This is a genomic window from Conexibacter sp. JCM 18997, assembly GCF_055391915.1.
On the sequence record NZ_AP043885.1, the window covers coordinates 904,987 to 921,286 of the forward strand.

Annotated in this window: 16 protein-coding genes and 1 tRNA gene; 11 read left to right on the top strand and 6 right to left on the bottom strand. The window is 71.5% G+C overall.

Features of this window, described 5'->3' with window-relative positions:
- Positions 1-100 precede the first annotated feature (100 nt).
- Genes ACZ5UI_RS04650 through ACZ5UI_RS04665 form a run of 4 tightly spaced genes read left to right on the top strand, consistent with a single transcriptional unit; the run spans position 101 to position 4,116 of the window.
- Positions 101-1,225: an ABC transporter ATP-binding protein gene (locus ACZ5UI_RS04650; protein ID WP_464194712.1), complete on the top strand. Its 1,125-nt coding sequence runs from the start codon at positions 101-103 to the stop codon at positions 1,223-1,225.
- Complete coding sequence (locus ACZ5UI_RS04655) at positions 1,212-2,432, top strand: polyamine ABC transporter substrate-binding protein (protein WP_464194714.1); 1,221 nt, start codon at positions 1,212-1,214, stop codon at positions 2,430-2,432. The genes ACZ5UI_RS04650 and ACZ5UI_RS04655 overlap by 14 nt, the downstream gene beginning before the upstream one ends.
- Complete coding sequence (locus ACZ5UI_RS04660; protein WP_464194716.1) at positions 2,429-3,295, top strand: ABC transporter permease; 867 nt, start codon at positions 2,429-2,431, stop codon at positions 3,293-3,295. The genes ACZ5UI_RS04655 and ACZ5UI_RS04660 overlap by 4 nt, the downstream gene beginning before the upstream one ends.
- Positions 3,292-4,116, top strand: a complete 825-nt coding sequence (locus ACZ5UI_RS04665; protein ID WP_464194718.1) for an ABC transporter permease — start codon at positions 3,292-3,294, stop codon at positions 4,114-4,116. The genes ACZ5UI_RS04660 and ACZ5UI_RS04665 overlap by 4 nt, the downstream gene beginning before the upstream one ends.
- On the opposite strand, the gene ACZ5UI_RS04670 is transcribed toward ACZ5UI_RS04665, so the two are convergent.
- The 3 genes from ACZ5UI_RS04670 to ACZ5UI_RS04680 are packed head-to-tail and all read right to left on the bottom strand — an operon-like array spanning position 4,052 to position 7,445.
- Positions 4,052-5,188, bottom strand: coding sequence for an acyltransferase family protein (locus ACZ5UI_RS04670; protein WP_464194720.1), 1,137 nt, complete (start codon positions 5,186-5,188; stop codon positions 4,052-4,054). The two genes, ACZ5UI_RS04665 and ACZ5UI_RS04670, sit on opposite strands and share 65 nt — an antisense overlap.
- Complete coding sequence (locus ACZ5UI_RS04675; RefSeq protein ID WP_464194722.1) at positions 5,185-5,559, bottom strand: nuclear transport factor 2 family protein; 375 nt, start codon at positions 5,557-5,559, stop codon at positions 5,185-5,187. Before ACZ5UI_RS04675 ends, ACZ5UI_RS04670 begins: the two co-directional genes overlap by 4 nt.
- A 29-nt stretch (positions 5,560-5,588) precedes the next feature.
- A complete protein-coding gene (locus tag ACZ5UI_RS04680; RefSeq protein WP_464194724.1) occupies positions 5,589-7,445 on the bottom strand; it encodes a sulfotransferase family 2 domain-containing protein in 1,857 nt (618 codons plus the stop codon).
- 72 nt (positions 7,446-7,517) lie between these two features.
- On the opposite strand from ACZ5UI_RS04680, the gene ACZ5UI_RS04685 reads away from it, so the two are divergent.
- Genes ACZ5UI_RS04685 through ACZ5UI_RS04695 form a run of 3 tightly spaced genes read left to right on the top strand, consistent with a single transcriptional unit; the run spans position 7,518 to position 11,268 of the window.
- The gene (locus ACZ5UI_RS04685) at positions 7,518-8,579 is read left to right on the top strand and encodes a sulfotransferase family protein (RefSeq protein WP_464194726.1); all 1,062 of its coding nucleotides are present in this window, start codon (positions 7,518-7,520) and stop codon (positions 8,577-8,579) included.
- A 36-nt stretch (positions 8,580-8,615) separates the two neighbouring features.
- Positions 8,616-10,328: a CocE/NonD family hydrolase gene (locus tag ACZ5UI_RS04690; protein ID WP_464194728.1), complete on the top strand. Its 1,713-nt coding sequence runs from the start codon at positions 8,616-8,618 to the stop codon at positions 10,326-10,328.
- A 31-nt stretch (positions 10,329-10,359) separates the two neighbouring features.
- A complete protein-coding gene (locus ACZ5UI_RS04695; RefSeq protein WP_464194730.1) occupies positions 10,360-11,268 on the top strand; it encodes a M48 family metallopeptidase in 909 nt (302 codons plus the stop codon).
- Here the strand turns inward: ACZ5UI_RS04695 and ACZ5UI_RS04700 are convergent.
- Entirely contained in the window at positions 11,258-12,547 is a 1,290-nt protein-coding gene (locus tag ACZ5UI_RS04700) for an outer membrane protein assembly factor BamB family protein (protein ID WP_464194732.1), read from the bottom strand. The genes ACZ5UI_RS04695 and ACZ5UI_RS04700 overlap by 11 nt on opposite strands.
- A gap of 61 nt (positions 12,548-12,608) precedes the next feature.
- Positions 12,609-12,681 (bottom strand) — tRNA-OTHER (locus ACZ5UI_RS04705).
- A gap of 14 nt (positions 12,682-12,695) precedes the next feature.
- On the opposite strand from ACZ5UI_RS04705, the gene ACZ5UI_RS04710 reads away from it, so the two are divergent.
- The 3 genes from ACZ5UI_RS04710 to ACZ5UI_RS04720 all read left to right on the top strand — a co-directional run bounded on the left by ACZ5UI_RS04710 (position 12,696) and on the right by ACZ5UI_RS04720 (position 14,702).
- Positions 12,696-12,869: a hypothetical protein gene (locus tag ACZ5UI_RS04710; protein ID WP_464194734.1), complete on the top strand. Its 174-nt coding sequence runs from the start codon at positions 12,696-12,698 to the stop codon at positions 12,867-12,869.
- Between the two features lie 175 nt (positions 12,870-13,044).
- Entirely contained in the window at positions 13,045-13,806 is a 762-nt protein-coding gene (locus tag ACZ5UI_RS04715) for an ASCH domain-containing protein (RefSeq protein WP_464194736.1), read from the top strand.
- 248 nt (positions 13,807-14,054) lie between these two features.
- A complete protein-coding gene (locus ACZ5UI_RS04720) occupies positions 14,055-14,702 on the top strand; it encodes a hypothetical protein (RefSeq protein ID WP_464194738.1) in 648 nt (215 codons plus the stop codon).
- A gap of 26 nt (positions 14,703-14,728) precedes the next feature.
- Here the strand turns inward: ACZ5UI_RS04720 and ACZ5UI_RS04725 are convergent, their stop codons facing one another.
- Complete coding sequence (locus ACZ5UI_RS04725; protein WP_464194740.1) at positions 14,729-14,878, bottom strand: hypothetical protein; 150 nt, start codon at positions 14,876-14,878, stop codon at positions 14,729-14,731.
- A 272-nt stretch (positions 14,879-15,150) separates the two neighbouring features.
- Between ACZ5UI_RS04725 and ACZ5UI_RS04730 the strand changes: the two genes are divergently transcribed.
- Entirely contained in the window at positions 15,151-16,296 is a 1,146-nt protein-coding gene (locus ACZ5UI_RS04730) for a phage terminase large subunit family protein (RefSeq protein ID WP_464194742.1), read from the top strand.
- Positions 16,297-16,300: the final 4 nt, after the last annotated feature.

Consider the following 16,300-nt stretch of genomic DNA (forward strand, 5'->3'; position numbering starts at 1 on the left):
AGCGCGCTCGAACCGGATTCGACATCGTGTCGGTCAGCGACCGACCGACTGCGGCAAATCTGGCCCGACGCGCCCCAATTGGTGTTGTCTACGGATCCGCATGGCCGAGAACCCCGCCCCGGATATCGCCCTCAAGGAGGTCACCAAGCGCTTCGGCGACACGGTGGCCGTCGACGGCATCTCGCTGGAGATCCCGCAGGGCAGCTTCTTCGCGATGCTCGGCCCCTCGGGCTGCGGCAAGACGACGACGCTGCGGATGATCGGCGGCTTCGAGGACCCCACCGACGGGCACATCGAGCTGGCCGGCCAGGACGTCACGCACGCGCCGCCCTACAAGCGCGACGTCAACACGGTCTTCCAGAGCTACGCGCTGTTTCCGCACCTGTCGATCGAGCGCAACGTGGCGTTCGGCCTCAAGCAGAAGCGGGTGCCCAAGGCGCAGGCGCGCCAGCGCGTCGCCGAGGCGCTCGAGCTGGTCGAGCTGCAGGGCTACGGCAACCGCAAGCCGTCACAGCTGTCCGGCGGTCAGCAGCAGCGCGTCGCCCTGGCCCGCGCGATCGTCAACCGCCCGCGCGCGCTGCTGCTGGACGAGCCGCTCGGCGCGCTGGACCTCAAGCTGCGCAAGCAGCTGCAGCTCGAGCTCAGCCGCATCCAGCGCGAGGTCGGCATCACGTTCGTGCACGTCACGCACGACCAGGAGGAGGCGATGTCGATGGCCGACACGATCGCCGTCATGAACCAGGGCCGCATCGAGCAGCTGGGCAGCCCCGCCGAGCTGTACGACCACCCGCAGACCAGCTTCGTCGCCCAGTTCCTCGGCGCCTGCAACCTGCTCGACGGGCAGCTCGTCGCCCGGGCCTCCGACGTCGTGGAGCTGATCACGCCCGAGGGCGCCCGCCTGCGCGTGCCCGCCGACCGGGTCAGCGGCCACGACGCCGCCGCCGTGCGGGTCGGCGTGCGCCCGGAGAAGCTTCGCCTGGCGCCCGTGGGCAGCACGACCGGGGACGCCAACGTGCTGACCGGCACGATCACCGACGCCAGCTTCCTGGGCGTGATGACGCAGTACGTCGTGCGCACCGCCGCCGGCCAGGAGCTGACGGCGATCGCCCAGAACGCCGGCGACAGCGACCTGAGCACGCTCGGCGCCGGCCGCGAGGTCGACGTCTCCTGGAGCCCACACCACAGCTTCGTCGTCGACAAGGAGGCCGAGCGTGTCGCGGAGTGACGAGCAGCCGCTGGCCGATGTCGTCGAGCGGCTGATCAACGGCGACGACCACTCGCGCCGGGTCTTCCTGCGCCGCATGGGCGCGGTCGGCCTCGTGGCCGGCGCCGGTGGGCTGCTGAGCGCGTGCGGCGGCATCGCCGGGGAGCGCACCAGCACGGCGCCCACGGCGGCCGCCAGCTCGGAGATCGCGCGTCACGCGCGCGGGGACATCGGCACGGTGACGATCTCCAACTGGCCGCTGTACATCGACAAGAAGACGCCGAAGGCCTGGCAGGCCAAGTACGACGCGGGCCTGAAGTACGTCGAGGACATCAACGACAACGAGGAGTTCTTCGCCAAGGTCCGCCAGGAGCTCCAGGACGGTCGCGCGATCGGGCGTGACATGGTGATCCTCACCGACTGGATGGCCGCGCGATGGATCCGCTCCGGCTACCTGGAGCCGGTCGACCGCACGAACGTCCCCAACGCGGCCAACCTGCAGCCCTCGCTGGCCAGCCCGAGCTGGGACCCGGTGCGCAACTACACGCTGCCCTGGCAGTCGGGCATGACGGGCATCGGCTACAACCCGGAGAAGACCGGCGGCAAGCTGACCGGGATCCAGGACCTGTTCGACCCGAAGTTCAAGGGCCGGGTGACGTTCCTGAGCGAGTGGCGCGACTCGGTGTCGCTGATGTTGCTGGGCGAGGGCATCAAGCCCGCCGAGGCCAAGCTCGACGACGTCATGACGCAGCTCGACAAGCTGGACGAGAACGCCCAGAACGGGCAGATCCGCCGCTTCACCGGCAACGACTACGCCAAGGACCTGGCCGACGGCAACGTGTGGGCCTGCGTGGCCTGGTCGGGCGACGTGGTGCAGCTGCAGTCCGACAACCCGCAGCTGGAGTTCCTGATCCCCGAGGCGGGCGCGGGCATCTGGTCCGACAACATGATGATCCCGCAGAAGGCGACGCAGCCCTACGGCGCCGAGACGTGGATGAACTACTACTACGACCCGAAGGTCGCCGCCGAGCTCGCCGCCTACGTCAACTACGTCTCGCCGGTGGTCGGGGCCAAGAAGTACGCCGAGCAGATCGATCCGGGCCTGGCCGCCAACCAGCTGATCTTCCCCGACGAGGCGACCCAGAAGCGGCTCTACCCGCTGGTCAACCTGACCGGCGCCGCCGAGCGCGAGGCGACCGCGCGGATGCAGGAGGTCGCGGGCGCGTGAGCGGCCTGGAGCGGCGGCGCCGCACCATGGCCTACACGCTGCTCGCCCCCGGCGTCCTCTTCCTGCTCATCTTCTTCGTCATCCCGCTGATCAACCAGCTGTGGGTGTCGCTGATGACGGGCAACGCCGACAAGGGCTTCGAGCCCAACTGGAACTGGTCGGTCTATCCGGACTCGATCGACAAGTACTCCGAGCAGCTGCTGCGCTCCGTCGGCTACGCGGCGACCGCGACGGTCCTGTGCCTGATCATCGCCTTCCCGCTGGCCTACTTCATGGCCTTCAAGGCGGGCCGCTACCGCAACGCGATGCTGCTGCTGGTGATCCTGCCGTTCTTCACCAGCTCGCTGGTGCGCACCGTCGCCTGGCAGACGATCTTCACCGACGACGGCTGGGTCGTGCACGCGATGCAGAGCCTCGGGCTGGTGGCCGACGACGGGCGCGTGCTGGCCACGCGGACCGCGGTGATCGCCGGCATCACCTACAACTTCCTGCCCTTCATGGTGCTGCCGCTGTACGTGGCGCTGGAGAAGATCGACCGGCGCCTGATCGAGGCGGCCACCGACCTGTACGCCAACCGCCTGATGGCGTTCGCGCGGGTGACGCTGCCGCTCTCGCTCCCGGGCGTGTTCAGCGGCACGCTGCTGGTCTTCATCCCGGCGCTGGGCGACTTCATCAACGCGCAGCTGCTCGGCTCCACGCGGCAGCAGATGATCGGCAACGTGATCCAGTCGCAGTACCTGGTGGTGCGCAACTACCCGGTCGCCGCCGCGCTGTCGTTCGTGCTGATGGCCGCGATCCTGCTGGGGATCTTCGCCTACGCCCGCGCGCTGGGCACCAAGACGCTGCGGGAGTCGATCGCGTGATCAGCGGCGCCGACCGCCTGCGCAACTGGGGCCTGGGCCTGTGGTCCGGCGTGGCGCTGATCTACCTGTTCGTCCCGATCTTCGTGATCGGCCTGTTCTCGTTCAACGACAACAAGGGCCGCTTCAACTACACGTGGCAGGGCTTCACGCTGAAGCACTGGAAGGACCCGTTCATCGTTCCCGGCCTGCAGGACGCGCTGATCGACTCGCTGATCATCGGCGCGGTGGCCACGGCGATCGCGGTGATCCTCGGCGTGGGCGTCGCGCTCGCGCTGGTCCGCCACAAGATCCGCGGTCGCAGCGCGGTCGACGGGCTGATGCTGCTGCCGCTGGCCACCCCCGAGGTGGTGCTCGGCGCGGCGCTGCTGGGCTACTTCCTGACGCTCGGCTTCGCCCGCGGCTTCGTGACGATCCTGATCGCCCACGTGATGTTCACGCTCGGCTACGTCGTGCTGACCGTGCGCGCGCGGCTGGAGGGCCTGGACCTGCACATCGAGGAGGCGGCGATGGACCTGGGCGCCAACCAGTGGCGCACGCTGCGCCTGGTCACGCTGCCCCTGATCGCCCCGGGCATCGCGGCCGCGGCGCTGCTGGCCTTCGCGATCTCCCTGGACGACTTCGTCATCACGAACTTCACCGCCGGTCAGACCGAGACGTTCCCGCTGTTCGTCTACGGCGCCGCGCGTCAGGGCGTGCCGCCGCAGGTCAACGTCGTGGCCACCGGCCTGCTGCTGTTCGTGATCGTGCTGCTGTTCGTCAACCTGGCTGTGCAGCGGCGCGCGGGGAATCGGGACGCGGCGGCGTCCCTGATGGCGCGCTAGCGGCCCCGCCGCGCCGGCGGTGCGCCCAGCGCAGCGTCGGCTGCTCGAGCGCGTACCAGGAGATCGTGGCCGGGACGATCGTCACGGCCAGCGTGAGCGCCATGGCCGGGACCGGGCCCGCAGGCCAGGCGTGCGCGGCGTGCAGGCCGTAGATGACCGGGAAGTGCCACAGGTACAGGCCGTAGGAGATCGTGCCGGCGAACAGCACCGGGGCGGCGACCAGCGGCCGGGCGCGCAGCGGCGTGGCCACCAGCGCGGCGACGATCAACGCGAAGCCGGCCGCCGCGGGGAAGTCGCTGACCAGGAAGCGCAGCGCGCCCGCCTCCAGCCCGGCGGCGCTCTCGACGATCGCCCCGCCGAGGATCAGCGGCAGGCCGGCCAAGGCCAGCAGGGTGCCGGCGCGTGCGGTGAACGCGCGCCCGTGCGTGATCACCGCGACGGCCATGCCGCAGGCGAACAGCGGGAGCGTGGTCAGGAGCGAGTCGGTCACCGTGCGCGGCCAGTCCAGCGCGGCGCCCAGCGCGCAGCAGACCAGGCCGGCGGTGCCGAGCGCGAGCACCAGCAGCAGCTGCGCCCGGCGGTTGCGGCCCAGGCGCGCGACGGCGATGGCCACGATCGGCAGCAGCACGTAGAAGCTCGCCTCCACGGCCAGCGACCACAGCGGTGGATCGAGGTGCCCGCGCACCGCCTCGACCTGGTTCTGGGCGAAGACGACGAACAGCGGCAGCTGCGCGGCGTCGATGCGCATCGGGTGGTCGATCGCCGCGGTCAGGACGAACGCGCCGATCAGCACCAGCCAGTAGGCGGGCAGGATCCGGGCCGCGCGCTTGAGCGCGTACCGGCGCCTGCTGGGCTGGTGGCGCCCGTCCAGCGCGGCGGCCACGAACGGGCCGAACACGAGGAAGCCGGACAGGACGAAGAACATGGTCACGCCCAGGCGCAGCTCGTCCAGCGCGCGGTCGGTCAGCGTCAGGCCGTGGGCGCTGAACATCCAGGCGTGGTGGATGACGATGGCCACGGCGGCCACGCCGCGCAGGCCGTCCAGCGCCGGCAGACGGCGCGGGCCGGTCATGGGGCGAACCGGGCGCGCCACGCGGGCGCGTCGTCCGGCGCCTCGGTGACCCAGTACTCGGTGCCGTCGGCCAGGCGCCCGTCGCGCAGCGTGAAGAACGTCGCCGCCCGATGGCGCTCGCCGTCCTGGGTGACGAGCACGCGCGAGGCGACGCCCTCGTCGGTGGCCAGCACCGCCTCGATCTCGATCGTCCAGCCGTCGGGGTACTCGCGGTTGATGGCGACGATCGCCTCGCGCCCGGCGAACCGCTCACCCGTGTGCGGGTAGGCGAGCGTCGCGTCGGGCTGCAGGCAGTCGCCGACGGCGTCCCAGTCGCGGGCCTGCAGGCGCTCCCACAGGCGCCGGAGCACGTCGCGGTCGTCGGCGGCCATCCCGTCAGGATGCCCGATCGGCGCTGCCGCTACCGGCCGGCGCCGGCGCGGGCCTGCTGGGGCAGCACGGTGTCGCGCACGTGGTCGATCACGTGCACGCCTGCGGGCGCCTCGATGCGCACGACCTCGTCGGGGGCCTTCGCCCCGTTGGTCAGCGCCTGGAAGACCTCCCACTCGCGCCGCTTGCGCGCGGTGCGCGAGGTCTGGTCGAAGTCGGTGCTGGACCAGTGCGCGAACTCGTCGGCGTCGAGGTGCTTGAGCTCGACGCAGCCCCAGCTGGGGAGCACGACGTTGCGGGCCTTGGAGCCCCACAGCGGCAGTTCCCACTCCATCGCCTTGACGAAGCTGTAGCCGGGCCGGTTGGGCCAGCCCCACGGCTCCACGTTGCGCACCGACACGTCCAGGAACGCGTGGCGGTCGTCGGCCAGGTACAGGGGGATCCGCGGGACGCGGATGATCGCCTCGACGCTCTCCACCTGCCAGGCCAGATCGCGCAGCTGGGCCACCGCGGCGTCGGTCAGCACCATGTCGCCGTCCCACTTCAGCGCGTAGTTGGTGCGCACGTGGGCGAAGGACCAGTTGTAGAAGTAGGCCAGGCTGTGCAGCGAGTCGGTCGGCGTGGCCAGGTGCTCGGCGCCGCAGGGCGCGACCGAGAACGGGTACTCGTGGACCTCGAGGCGATCCTCGGCGCCGTGCTCGGCGGCCACGGCGCGGGCCACGTCGGGCGTGCCGTCGGTGGAGCCGTTGTCGACGACGACGATGCGCTGGACGGCGCGCAGCAGCGGCGGCAGCGTCCAGGGCAGCGAGCGGGCCTCGTCCTTGACGCGCAGCACGGCGGTGAAGCCGTTCTCCAGCGCGCCCTCCGACCAGCCCCAGGTCACGTCGAAGTCCTCGTCGCCCTCGGCGTTGGGCAGCCACGGCGAGCGGCTCGTGGTGGGCTGGGCGCGCTTGTTGGCCTTCTGGCGCTCCTCGCGCTCCTCGCGCTGCTGGCGCTGGACGGCCAGGCGCTCCTGCGCGGCGCGGTGCATCGCACCGACGCGGCCGTGCTCGTCGATCGCGTCGCGGGCCATGCCCAGCAGCGGCGCGACGCGCTCCTCCCAGGCGGCCTGCGCCTCGCTGCTGCCCGGCGCCGGTGGCAGCTCGTAGCCGAAGGCCTCGGCGTCGGCGGCGTAGCGGTCGCCCAGGATCGCCGCGGCGGCCTCGTCGTAGGCCGCGGGCGGGAGCGAGAACGGCGTGCGGTTCTCCCGGCGCTTGGTCGCGGGCCAGCGCGCCTCGCCGACGTGGTCGCGCAGCAGCTGCATCGTCTCGCCGAAGGACTCGACGCGGCCGACGTGGTTGAGCGGCAGCTGGCGCACCAGGTCGTGCTGGACGGCCCAGTGCACGTCGACGGGCGGGTCGGGCGTGGCCAGCGCGGCGACGAACGCGCGGAAGTCCTCGACCAGGTCGAAGGGCTCCTGGGGGACGCGCGGGAACCACGGCGCCTCGCCGAACTGCTCGACGAAGCGCGGCTCGCGCAGCAGCAGCTTGGACTGCCAGGCCGACCACACGCGGGAGGCGGGATCACGGACGATGCCGAAGCGCAGCCAGCCGTCCGCGGTGAGGATCCGCTCGCGCGCCTCGTCCTCGTAGAAGGACAGGCGGTGCTCGGGCTCCCACAGGCTCATGTCGTGCACGGTGAGCGCGGGGGAGACCTCCGGCTGCAGCGACTTCTCGAAGCGCTCGGCCGGGATGCCGGCCATGTCGGCCAGCAGCCACAGGATCGTCGTGCAGGCCGACTTGGGCACCGGCAGGAACAGGATCTTCAGGTCTTCGAGCACCACGGTCCGCTGCGCGACGTGGCGAGCGAACGGCACGGGCGCGGCTTCGGGGAGCTCGGTCGTGGCCATCGCGGTCAGTCTAAGACCTGGCGATGAGGAGCCCGGAACGGGTCCATTGACCCGATAGGGTTCGGGGCGAACATGACTCCTGCCTCCGATCGTTCGCTGATCTTCGTCGCCGGCTCGGGCCGCAGCGGCACCAGCCTGTTCTCCGGGATGCTCCAGCGGCTGGGCTACCACGTGCCGCAGCCCGAAGTGCCGGCCGACGACACGAACCCCAAGGGGTTCGCCGAGTCGCAGTGGGTCGTCGACTTCCACACCCGCCTGCTGCGCCGCGCCGGCGTGCAGGTGTCCGACGCGCGTCCCGCCGCGTGGGCCCAGACCGCACAGGTCACGCTCGACGAGGAGGTCGAGGCCGAGCTGCGCCTGTGGCTGGAGGGGCAGTTCAGCGACAACGACCACCTGATCGTCAAGGACCCGCGCCTGTCGTGGTTCCTGCCGCTGTGGCGCCGCGTGGCCGAGGGCCTGGGCGTGACGCCGAGCTTCGTGACGATGCTGCGCCACCCGGCCGCCGTGATCGCCTCCAAGCAGCGCTGGTACGGCGGCTGGCAGGGCGAGGCCGCGCGCTGCGCCGGCTGGGTCAACTTCACGCTGTACACCGAGCGCGCGACGCGCGACGCGCCGCGCATCTTCGTCCACTACGGGGATCTGCTGGACGACTGGACCAAGACGGTCGGCCACGTCGGCGAGGTGCTGGACCTGGCGGTCGTGCGCGACGCCAGCGCCGCCTCGATGCGCGACGTGCACGACTTCGTCGATCGCTCGCTGAGCCGCTCCAGCTCCGACTGGGAGGCGTTCCGGATCCCCGGCCCGCTGCGCGAGCAGGCCGATGAGGTGTGGGCGCTGGTCTGCGGCCTGGCCGAGACCGACGGCATCGCCGACGCGGCCAGCATCGAGCGCCTGGAGGCGGCGCGCACGGCGTACATCGACCTCTACGAGGAGGCCGAGGCGGTCGCGCAGTCCTCGATCGCCGCGGCCACGCGCAAGCCGCCGGCCGCCGCCGCGGCCGTGCAGCGCGCCCAACCGCTGCGTGTGCGGCTGGCCAAGGCCGTCCCGGTGGGCCTCAAGCGCCGCATCCCGCTGCAGCTCAAGCGCCGCGTCCTGCGCGTGCTCAAGGGCCAGCGGCGACCCGCCGTCGGATAGCCGCAAGTCCTGGCGCAGCCCAGCGTTCTGGGCTGCATGCGCCGCCTTCTCGCTCTCCTGGCCACGGCCGGCACCGCCCTGTGCGCGCTGCCCGCCCTGGCCTCCGCCGATCCGCCCCCGCCCGGCTCGACCTGGTCGCAGGCCACCATCACCGAGCCCGACGGGACGAAGCTGCACGCCGACGTGCTGCGGCCGTCGAACCTCCCGGCCGACGCCAAGACGCCGGTGATCGTGTCGATCGGCCCGTACTTCAACCACTCGGGCCAGACCGGCCCGGCCGGCCCGATCGAGGGCACGCCGTTCACGCCCGCCGGTGAGGCGGGACCGTCGGCGCGCTTCTACGACTTCATCGAGGGCGCCAAGCTGATGGAGCGCGGCTACTCGTTCGTGATGGTGGACCTGCGCGGCTTCGGCGGCAGCTCGGGCTGTCTGGACTGGGGTGGACCGGGCGAGCAGGCCGACGTCAAGAACGCGGTCGAGTGGGCCGCCTCGCAGCCCTGGTCGACCGGCAAGGTCGGCATGTACGGCAAGTCCTACGACGGCGTCACCGGCCTGCTGGGCATCGCGCAGCAGCCCAAGGGCCTGTCGGCGGTCGTCTCGCAGGAGCCGCTGTACGACATGTACCGCTACCTGTTCTCCAACCGCGTGCGCTTCACCAACTCGGTGGCCACGCCGCTGCTGTACGACGCGATCGCCGGCACGCCCGGCTCGATCCAGGACGAGCTGGCCTACAACCAGGGCGCGCTGGACGACACCGCGCGGCCCGGCTGCCCGGTGCTCAACTGGCTCGACCAGCAGCAGAGCGAGCACGACGCGACCTACTGGCGCGAGCGCGACCTGATCGCCAAGACCAAGGGCAAGACGACCCCGCTGTTCCTGACGCAGGGCTTCCTGGAGAACAACACCAAGCCCGACGGCACCTGGGACCTGTACAACGGCCTGGCCGGCCCCAAGCGCGCGTGGTTCGGCATGTGGGACCACGTCCGCGGCAACGACGTCGACGAGAGCGGCCGCCTGCTGATGGGGCGCGAGGGCTGGTTCGACGAGGTCATGCGCTTCTACGACGAGCACCTCAAGGGCGACGTCGGCGCGAGCTCCGTCGATCCCCCGATCGCGGTCGAGTCCAGCGACGGCACGTGGCGCTCGGAGACGGCCTGGCCGCCGGCCGACTCCCGCGCGGTCACGCGCGGGCTGAACCCGGGCACCTACAGCGATGACGGCCAGAACGTCGGGACGGCCGACGGCGGGACGCCCAACGGACAGGGCGTGTGGACGATCTCCCCGCCGCTGCGGGGCGACGCGCACCTGGCCGGCGTGCCGAAGATCACCGTCGACGTCGACACGCCGCTGCCCAACGCCAACCTCGTGGCCGACGTCTACGACATCGACGCCGAGGGCGCGGCGACGCTGATCTCGCGGGGCGCGTACCTGCTGCGGGCGCCCGGGGCGGTCACGTTCGACCTGTACGGCGACGACTGGAAGCTGCCCGCCGGGCATCGGCTGGGCGTGCTCGTCACCGGCGCCAACAGCGAGTGGTGGCTGCACGTGCCCACGCTGCAGACGGTGACCGTGCGCAGCGCCAGCATCGCGCTGCCGTTCCTGAAGTGCACCCGCTCGGCGACGATCCAGGGCGACCCGTCGGTGAAGCTGGACGACTACAAGACGACGGCGCCGTTCACGCTGGACCAGGCGACGATCGACGCGGCCACGAGCCCCCGGTTCGGCGTCCCGCCGACGACCGGCTGTTAGCGCGGCACCGGCGGCGGGGAATCTGGCGATCGTGACCACACGTCGCCCGATTCCCTCGCCGCCGTGGTGGCGCCAGGCGCTGATGCTGTCGGCCTTCGTGGGCGCGGTGCTCCTGGTCGCCGTGGTCATCGGCGCGCTGGCCTGGGTCACCTACTGGCTGGTCAGCAACGACGCCGGGCCCCTGTCGTGGGCGCTGCTGGTCTTCGTGGTGGTCTGTGTGGCGGTCGGCTGGTTCGCCGGCGTGATGGAGCGCCGGGGCGACGGCGTCGACGACGCCGAGCAGGAGGCGCGCGTGCGCACGATCCTGGACCGGCTGTGCGTGCTGGCCGACGCGCGGCCGCCCAAGGTGCGCGTCCCCGAGGGCCTGCCGCCGCTGAGCTGGACCACCCAGGTGCCCGGCCGCCGTGCGACGATCGTCGTCACGCAGGCGCTGGCCGAGGCGCTGGACGACGAGCAGTTGGAGGCCGCCGTCGCCCACGAGCTGGCCCACATCGTCAACGGCGACGCCTGGATCATGACCACGGTGGCCGGCCCGACCACGACGCTGCTGACCGGCCTGCGTCACCTGTGGGACGGGGCCAGCGGCAAGGGCAAGCAGGGCGTCGTGCTGCTCTCGTTCTGGATGGTCCCGCCGCTGTTGCTGAGCATGCTGCTGGCCCGGCTCGTCTCCCGTCACCGCGAGCTGCTGGCCGACCGCGGCGCCGTCGCGCTGACCGGCTCGGCAGCCACGCTGAGCGCGACGCTGCTGACGCTCAACGGCGAGCTCGAGCAGCGCCGCGGGCGCGACCTGCGGGTCGCCGCCACCGCCGACGTCTTCCACCTGCTGCCCGTCGAGGATCCGCAGGGGATCAAGCGCCTGTGGGCCACGCATCCGCCGCTGGCCGAGCGGGTGGCGGCGCTGGATGAGCTGGAACGGGTCGTCCAGCGAGCTAGGGCGTGAAGACGCGCACCGTGTCGTCGCCGCGGGCGACCACGACGTCGCCGATCGCGGTGACCTCGAGGTCGTCGCCGTGGGCCTCTCCGACGACGTCGCCGCTGGTCCGGTCGCGCACGATCGCGTGGTCGTCGCCTTCGAGGTAGGCGACGCGCGTCGACGTGGTGACGACCGAGGCGCTGTCGAAGTCGGTCTCGCGCAGGTCGCCGGAGACGAGCGTCGGCTTGTCGTCCTGGTAGGCCAGCATGACGGGAACGCGTGCGGCCGGGGCGCGGCCGGCCGACCGCTCGGTGACCGGCCCGACGGCGTCCTCGATGAGGATCGCCGTCGCACCCGGGAAGCCGACGTCGGTCGTGCGGACGCGGCCGGTGGCCGGATCGACGGTCTGGAGGCGTCCGTCGCGGGCGATCTTGCCGCGCGGCATGAGCGAGAAACGGGGGAACAGGACGATGCTGCCGTCGACGATGGCGATCGTGTAGGGCGGGTCCTCGGTGCCGATCGCCGCGGACGCGGGCTGCGGGAGCTGCCAGGCGGTCCTTTGCGTGTCGAGGTCGGTGGCGACGAGCGGGGTGTGGCGCTCGGTGTCGGTCCCGGCGCGCACCAGCTGGTTCCCGACGATGACGACCTGCTCCTCGTCGCCGATCTCGTCGCGCAGGACGGTCTGGCCGCTGTCCAGCGCGCGGACCGCGTAGGCCGGGTTCATCTCGTCGGGGTCGGCGACGATCACGTACCGCGCGGGCCACAGCTGGGACAGCTGCGCGGGGAACTGGCGCGACGTGGTCGGGGCGCCGAGGTACGCGCCGCGCGACGAGGTCCGTGCCGACCAGACCACCTCGCCGGTGTCCAGCGCGCGGGCCTGGACGGCGCACTCCTTGCCCTGACAGGTGGTGATGGCGACGGTCGTGGGGGAGGCGACGACGGGCAACGCGGGATCGTCCGCGGGCTCGCTCCAGCGCAGCTTCCCGCTGTCCAGGTCGATCGCCCGGACCAGGTTGTCCTCGCTCGTGGCCAGCAGCGTCCTCCCGACCGCCTGCACCGTGACGATCTCTGCGGACCCCAGGTCGAACGTCCAACGCTGCTGGCCGGAATCCGCCGCGCGGGCGACCAGCTTCCCGCCGTCGTCGGCGGTCGTGACGGCGGTCTCGCCCTGGGCCAGAACGAGTCGCTGGTCGGCGGGATACGTCCATGCCACCCCGCTGTCGCCCTGGTGGAGCACGAGCAGCAGCCCGATCGCGACGACGACCACGACGACGACGGCCACGGCGACCGCGACGATGGAGCGCATGGCGCCGCGTCTACCCGCGGCGGTGTCCGGACAACCGGTGACCAGCCGGTCAGGCTGCGAGAGGCGACGACCGGAATCGAACCGGTGGATCCGGACTTCCGGTCACCAATCGGGCACCACCACCACCCGCCACCACAGGAGGCGCCCAATGGACCCGATCCACCTCATGGCCGTCCGCACCCCACCCGACAACGAACCCGAACCTGAACCAACGCTCCTCGAATGCGACGGCGACACCGTCCTGCTCACCCTCGCCACCAGCGGCGAAACCCTGCAGCTCAACCGCCGCGAACTCCGCGCCGCCCTCGACGAAGCCGCATGACAGGCCCCACGTATAAGGAGCAACGAGACGGGGGTGCACCGCGTCCACAGATGCACGACTCCGCTGTCGCTCGTCTGACCTGCGAGACCGATCGACGGTCGCGGCGCCTGGGTCCTTATGCACGGGGCGGGGTGCGGCGAGCCCATGCGATGCGGGTACCCCAAGGGGGTATGCGATGAGGCTGCGTGTGGAGCAGGTGCGTCGGCTGTTGAAGGATCGGCCGGCGACGAAGCGCTATCCGGTGTCTGTGGCTGACGGTCGCGCGACGCGGTGCGCGTACTCGGTCGGCGAGACCTATGTGGCTCAGGTCGAGGCGGCCGGCAAGGCGAAGGCCCGGGTGACGGTGACGGGACGGCGCCGGGCGCGGCTGGGCGAGTTGTCGCAGGAGGACATCGAGGCGGAGGGCTTCTCGACCCGGGCGGGGTTCGCGGCGGCGTGGCTGCGCGAGCATGAGCAGTGGCCGCCGACGAGGTGGGCGTGGTGCCCGTCGTGCCCGAAGGATGGGACGTGCGCGGTCTGTGAGGGGCTGGGCGCGATCCGCCGGCCGGTCGAGGTGCCGGACGAGGAGACGCTGTCGCGCTTTGAGAAGCGGCATGCGCATCGGCAGGTGTGGGTGCTGGACCTGGTGCACGAGCGGCAGCAGCCGGTGGTGTGGCTGGCTCCGGCCGGGCAGCCGGCGGGGAGTGAGCATGGCTACACCAGCCGCATGGATCTCGGGATGGTGGATGCTGGGGAGGTTCTCGATGACGCGGCGGTGGCCGCGTACGTGGAGCAGGCTCGGGTCGAGCATCGTCAGTCGCGCAACGGGCGGCGGTCGTCGGCTCGGGACATCGGTCGGCGGGCGCGGCAGGCGGTGCTGCACGCGGATCCGGATGCGCCGCAGTTGGCGGTGATCGAGCAGGCTGTCGCCGAGCTCGAGGAAGGACAGGCGGCGTGATTGACCACGGAGAGGACCTCTACGTCTCGGTTTCGGCCTCCGCGTCGATCACCACGCTTGAGATGACGGACGACGAGAAAGCGGCTGCAGCCGAGCGGGTCAGCCGGCGCGGAACCTTCGGCTTTGGGGCGGCGCTTGACACAACGTCCCTGCAACGCGCTACATTCTCCGGCAGCCTGCCAGATGCCCGGAGCCGCGACCGGGGTCGTCATGAGCACTGACAAGGGCCCATCCCGACCCCTGCCCTCATGACCGACACCGGCAAGTGCGGCGCCGTCCGCAACGGCAAGCCCTGCGGCCGCGAAGCCGGCTGGGGCACCGACCACCTCGGCTACGGCCACTGCAAACACCACGGCGGCCTCTCCCCGAACGGGATGAAGTACGCCGCCAAGCTCGCCGCCATGAACGAAGTCCAGGTCATGGGCGCCGAGCTCGACCTCGACCCGCTCGACGCCCTCATGTGGTGCGTCCGCGTCGCCGCCGGTGAAGTCGCCTACGCCAGCCGGCGCATCGCCGAGCTCGATCCCGACAACGCGGTCGGCAACCCGGTGACCGAGAAGCGCAAGCGGATCGTCGTCCACCACGCCGACCTCGACGATCCAGACGACCAGGACATCGAAGGCGAGCTCGTCGAGACGACCGCCGCCCCGGTCGAGTTGAACGTCTGGATCAAGGTCCGGCACGAAGGCCTGGACCGGCTCGCGAAGTTCAGCAAGATGGCGCTCGACGCCGGCGTCGACGAGCGGAAGATCCAGATGGCCGAGCGGTATGGCGAGATGCTCGCCCGCCTCATCGGCGGCATCCTCGGCGACCTGGTCCTCACCGCGGCGCAGCAGGAGCAGGCGCCGATCGTGGTGCGCCGGCACATGGCGCTACTCGAAGCCGGCCCCGCCTAGGCGCGGCTCGCGGCGCCACCAGCGCGCTAGACCTGCTGCCGAATGCTCGGCGGCTTGTTGGTCGCGATCGCCTGCAAGTTCGCGTTGATGTTGCCGAGCAGCTTCATGATCTCCTGCTGCGTCGTCGCGAGCCGCGCCAAGTTGTCAGCGATCTGCTGACCGATCTGATCGTCCATAGCGCTGACCCTACGCCGACCGATTTGGCCGGCGCAAGGGGAAGGGGGACCACTCCGAGATGGCGCTCATCGAACCGGCCGCCAGACGGCTCCCACGCGGCACCACCGACCAGGTCCTCGACCGCCTCTTCCCACCCGCCTGGGAACCCACCGGCCGCCCCGACCTCGAGCCGCACCAACAACCCCCCGCCGGCGACTGGAACCTCTGGCTCCTCGAAGGCGGCCGCGGCTCCGGCAAGACCGAAGCATGCGCCCGCTACTACGCCCGCTACATGCGCGCCAACCCCGGGCACCGCGGCCGCATCATCGCCCCGACCTTCGGCGACGCCGTCGAAGCGTGCATCCAAGGCCCATCCGGCCTGCTGGCCATGGACCCCGACATCAAGTGGCTGCCCTCAGCGCCCGGCGGCGCGAAAGTCGTCTGGCCCAACGGCTCCGAAGCGCTCGTTCTCGGCACCCCGTTCCCCAAGGACGTCGACCGTCTCCGCGCCGGCGGCAACCGGCACATCGACTGGTGGGAGGAGATGGCCGCCAACCCGCAGCTGAAGGCCGCCTGGGATCAGGCGGCGTTCGGGCTGCGCCTCGGCGAGCACCCGCGCGCGATCGCCTCCACCACGCCGCGCTCGGTCAGTGACTACCGGGACATTCGCGGCGACGAAGGTGTCGCCCGCACGCACGGCACCCTCTTCGACAACCCGCACAACCCGCCCGAATGGGTCGAGATGATGCGCCGCCGCTACGAGGGCACCCGCCTCGGCCGCCAGGAGCTCGGCGGCGAGCTGCTCGACGATGTCGAGGGCGCACTGTGGAAGCGCAAGGTGCTCGAGGCGTGCCGCGTCAGCGACGACCAGGTCCCCGACCTCGCGGTCGTCGTCACCGCTGTTGACCCGGCCGCCGGCAGCGGCGCCGGCAACGACGACACCGGCATCATCGTCGCCGGCCGCGGCGTCGACGGCGACATCTACATCGTCGCCGACCGCACCTGTCACCTCCCGCCCGACGGCTGGGGCCAGCGCGCGGTGCGCGCCCACCACAAGCATCACGGTGATCGCATCGTCGGCGAGGTCAACAACGGCGGCGAGATGGTCGAGGCCGTCATCCGCAACGCCGACACGCACGTCGCCTACAAGGCGGTGCACGCCAGTCGCGGCAAGCAGACCCGCGCCGAACCGGTCGCCGCCATGTTCGGCAACCCGCCCGCCCGCCCGTCGAAGGTTCACCTGGTCGGCGGCTTCCCTGAGCTCGAGGACCAGCTGTGCACCTGGGTGCCCGGCGATGACGACTCCCCGGATCGGCTCGACGCCATGGTTTGGGCGGTCACCGATCTCATGGAGTCGCGGCCGATGGAGTTCCCCGACGACACGGTCATCACGGCCGGCCAGTCGTTGACCGCGGGCTTGATGAGCCGCGCCATGTAGCCCT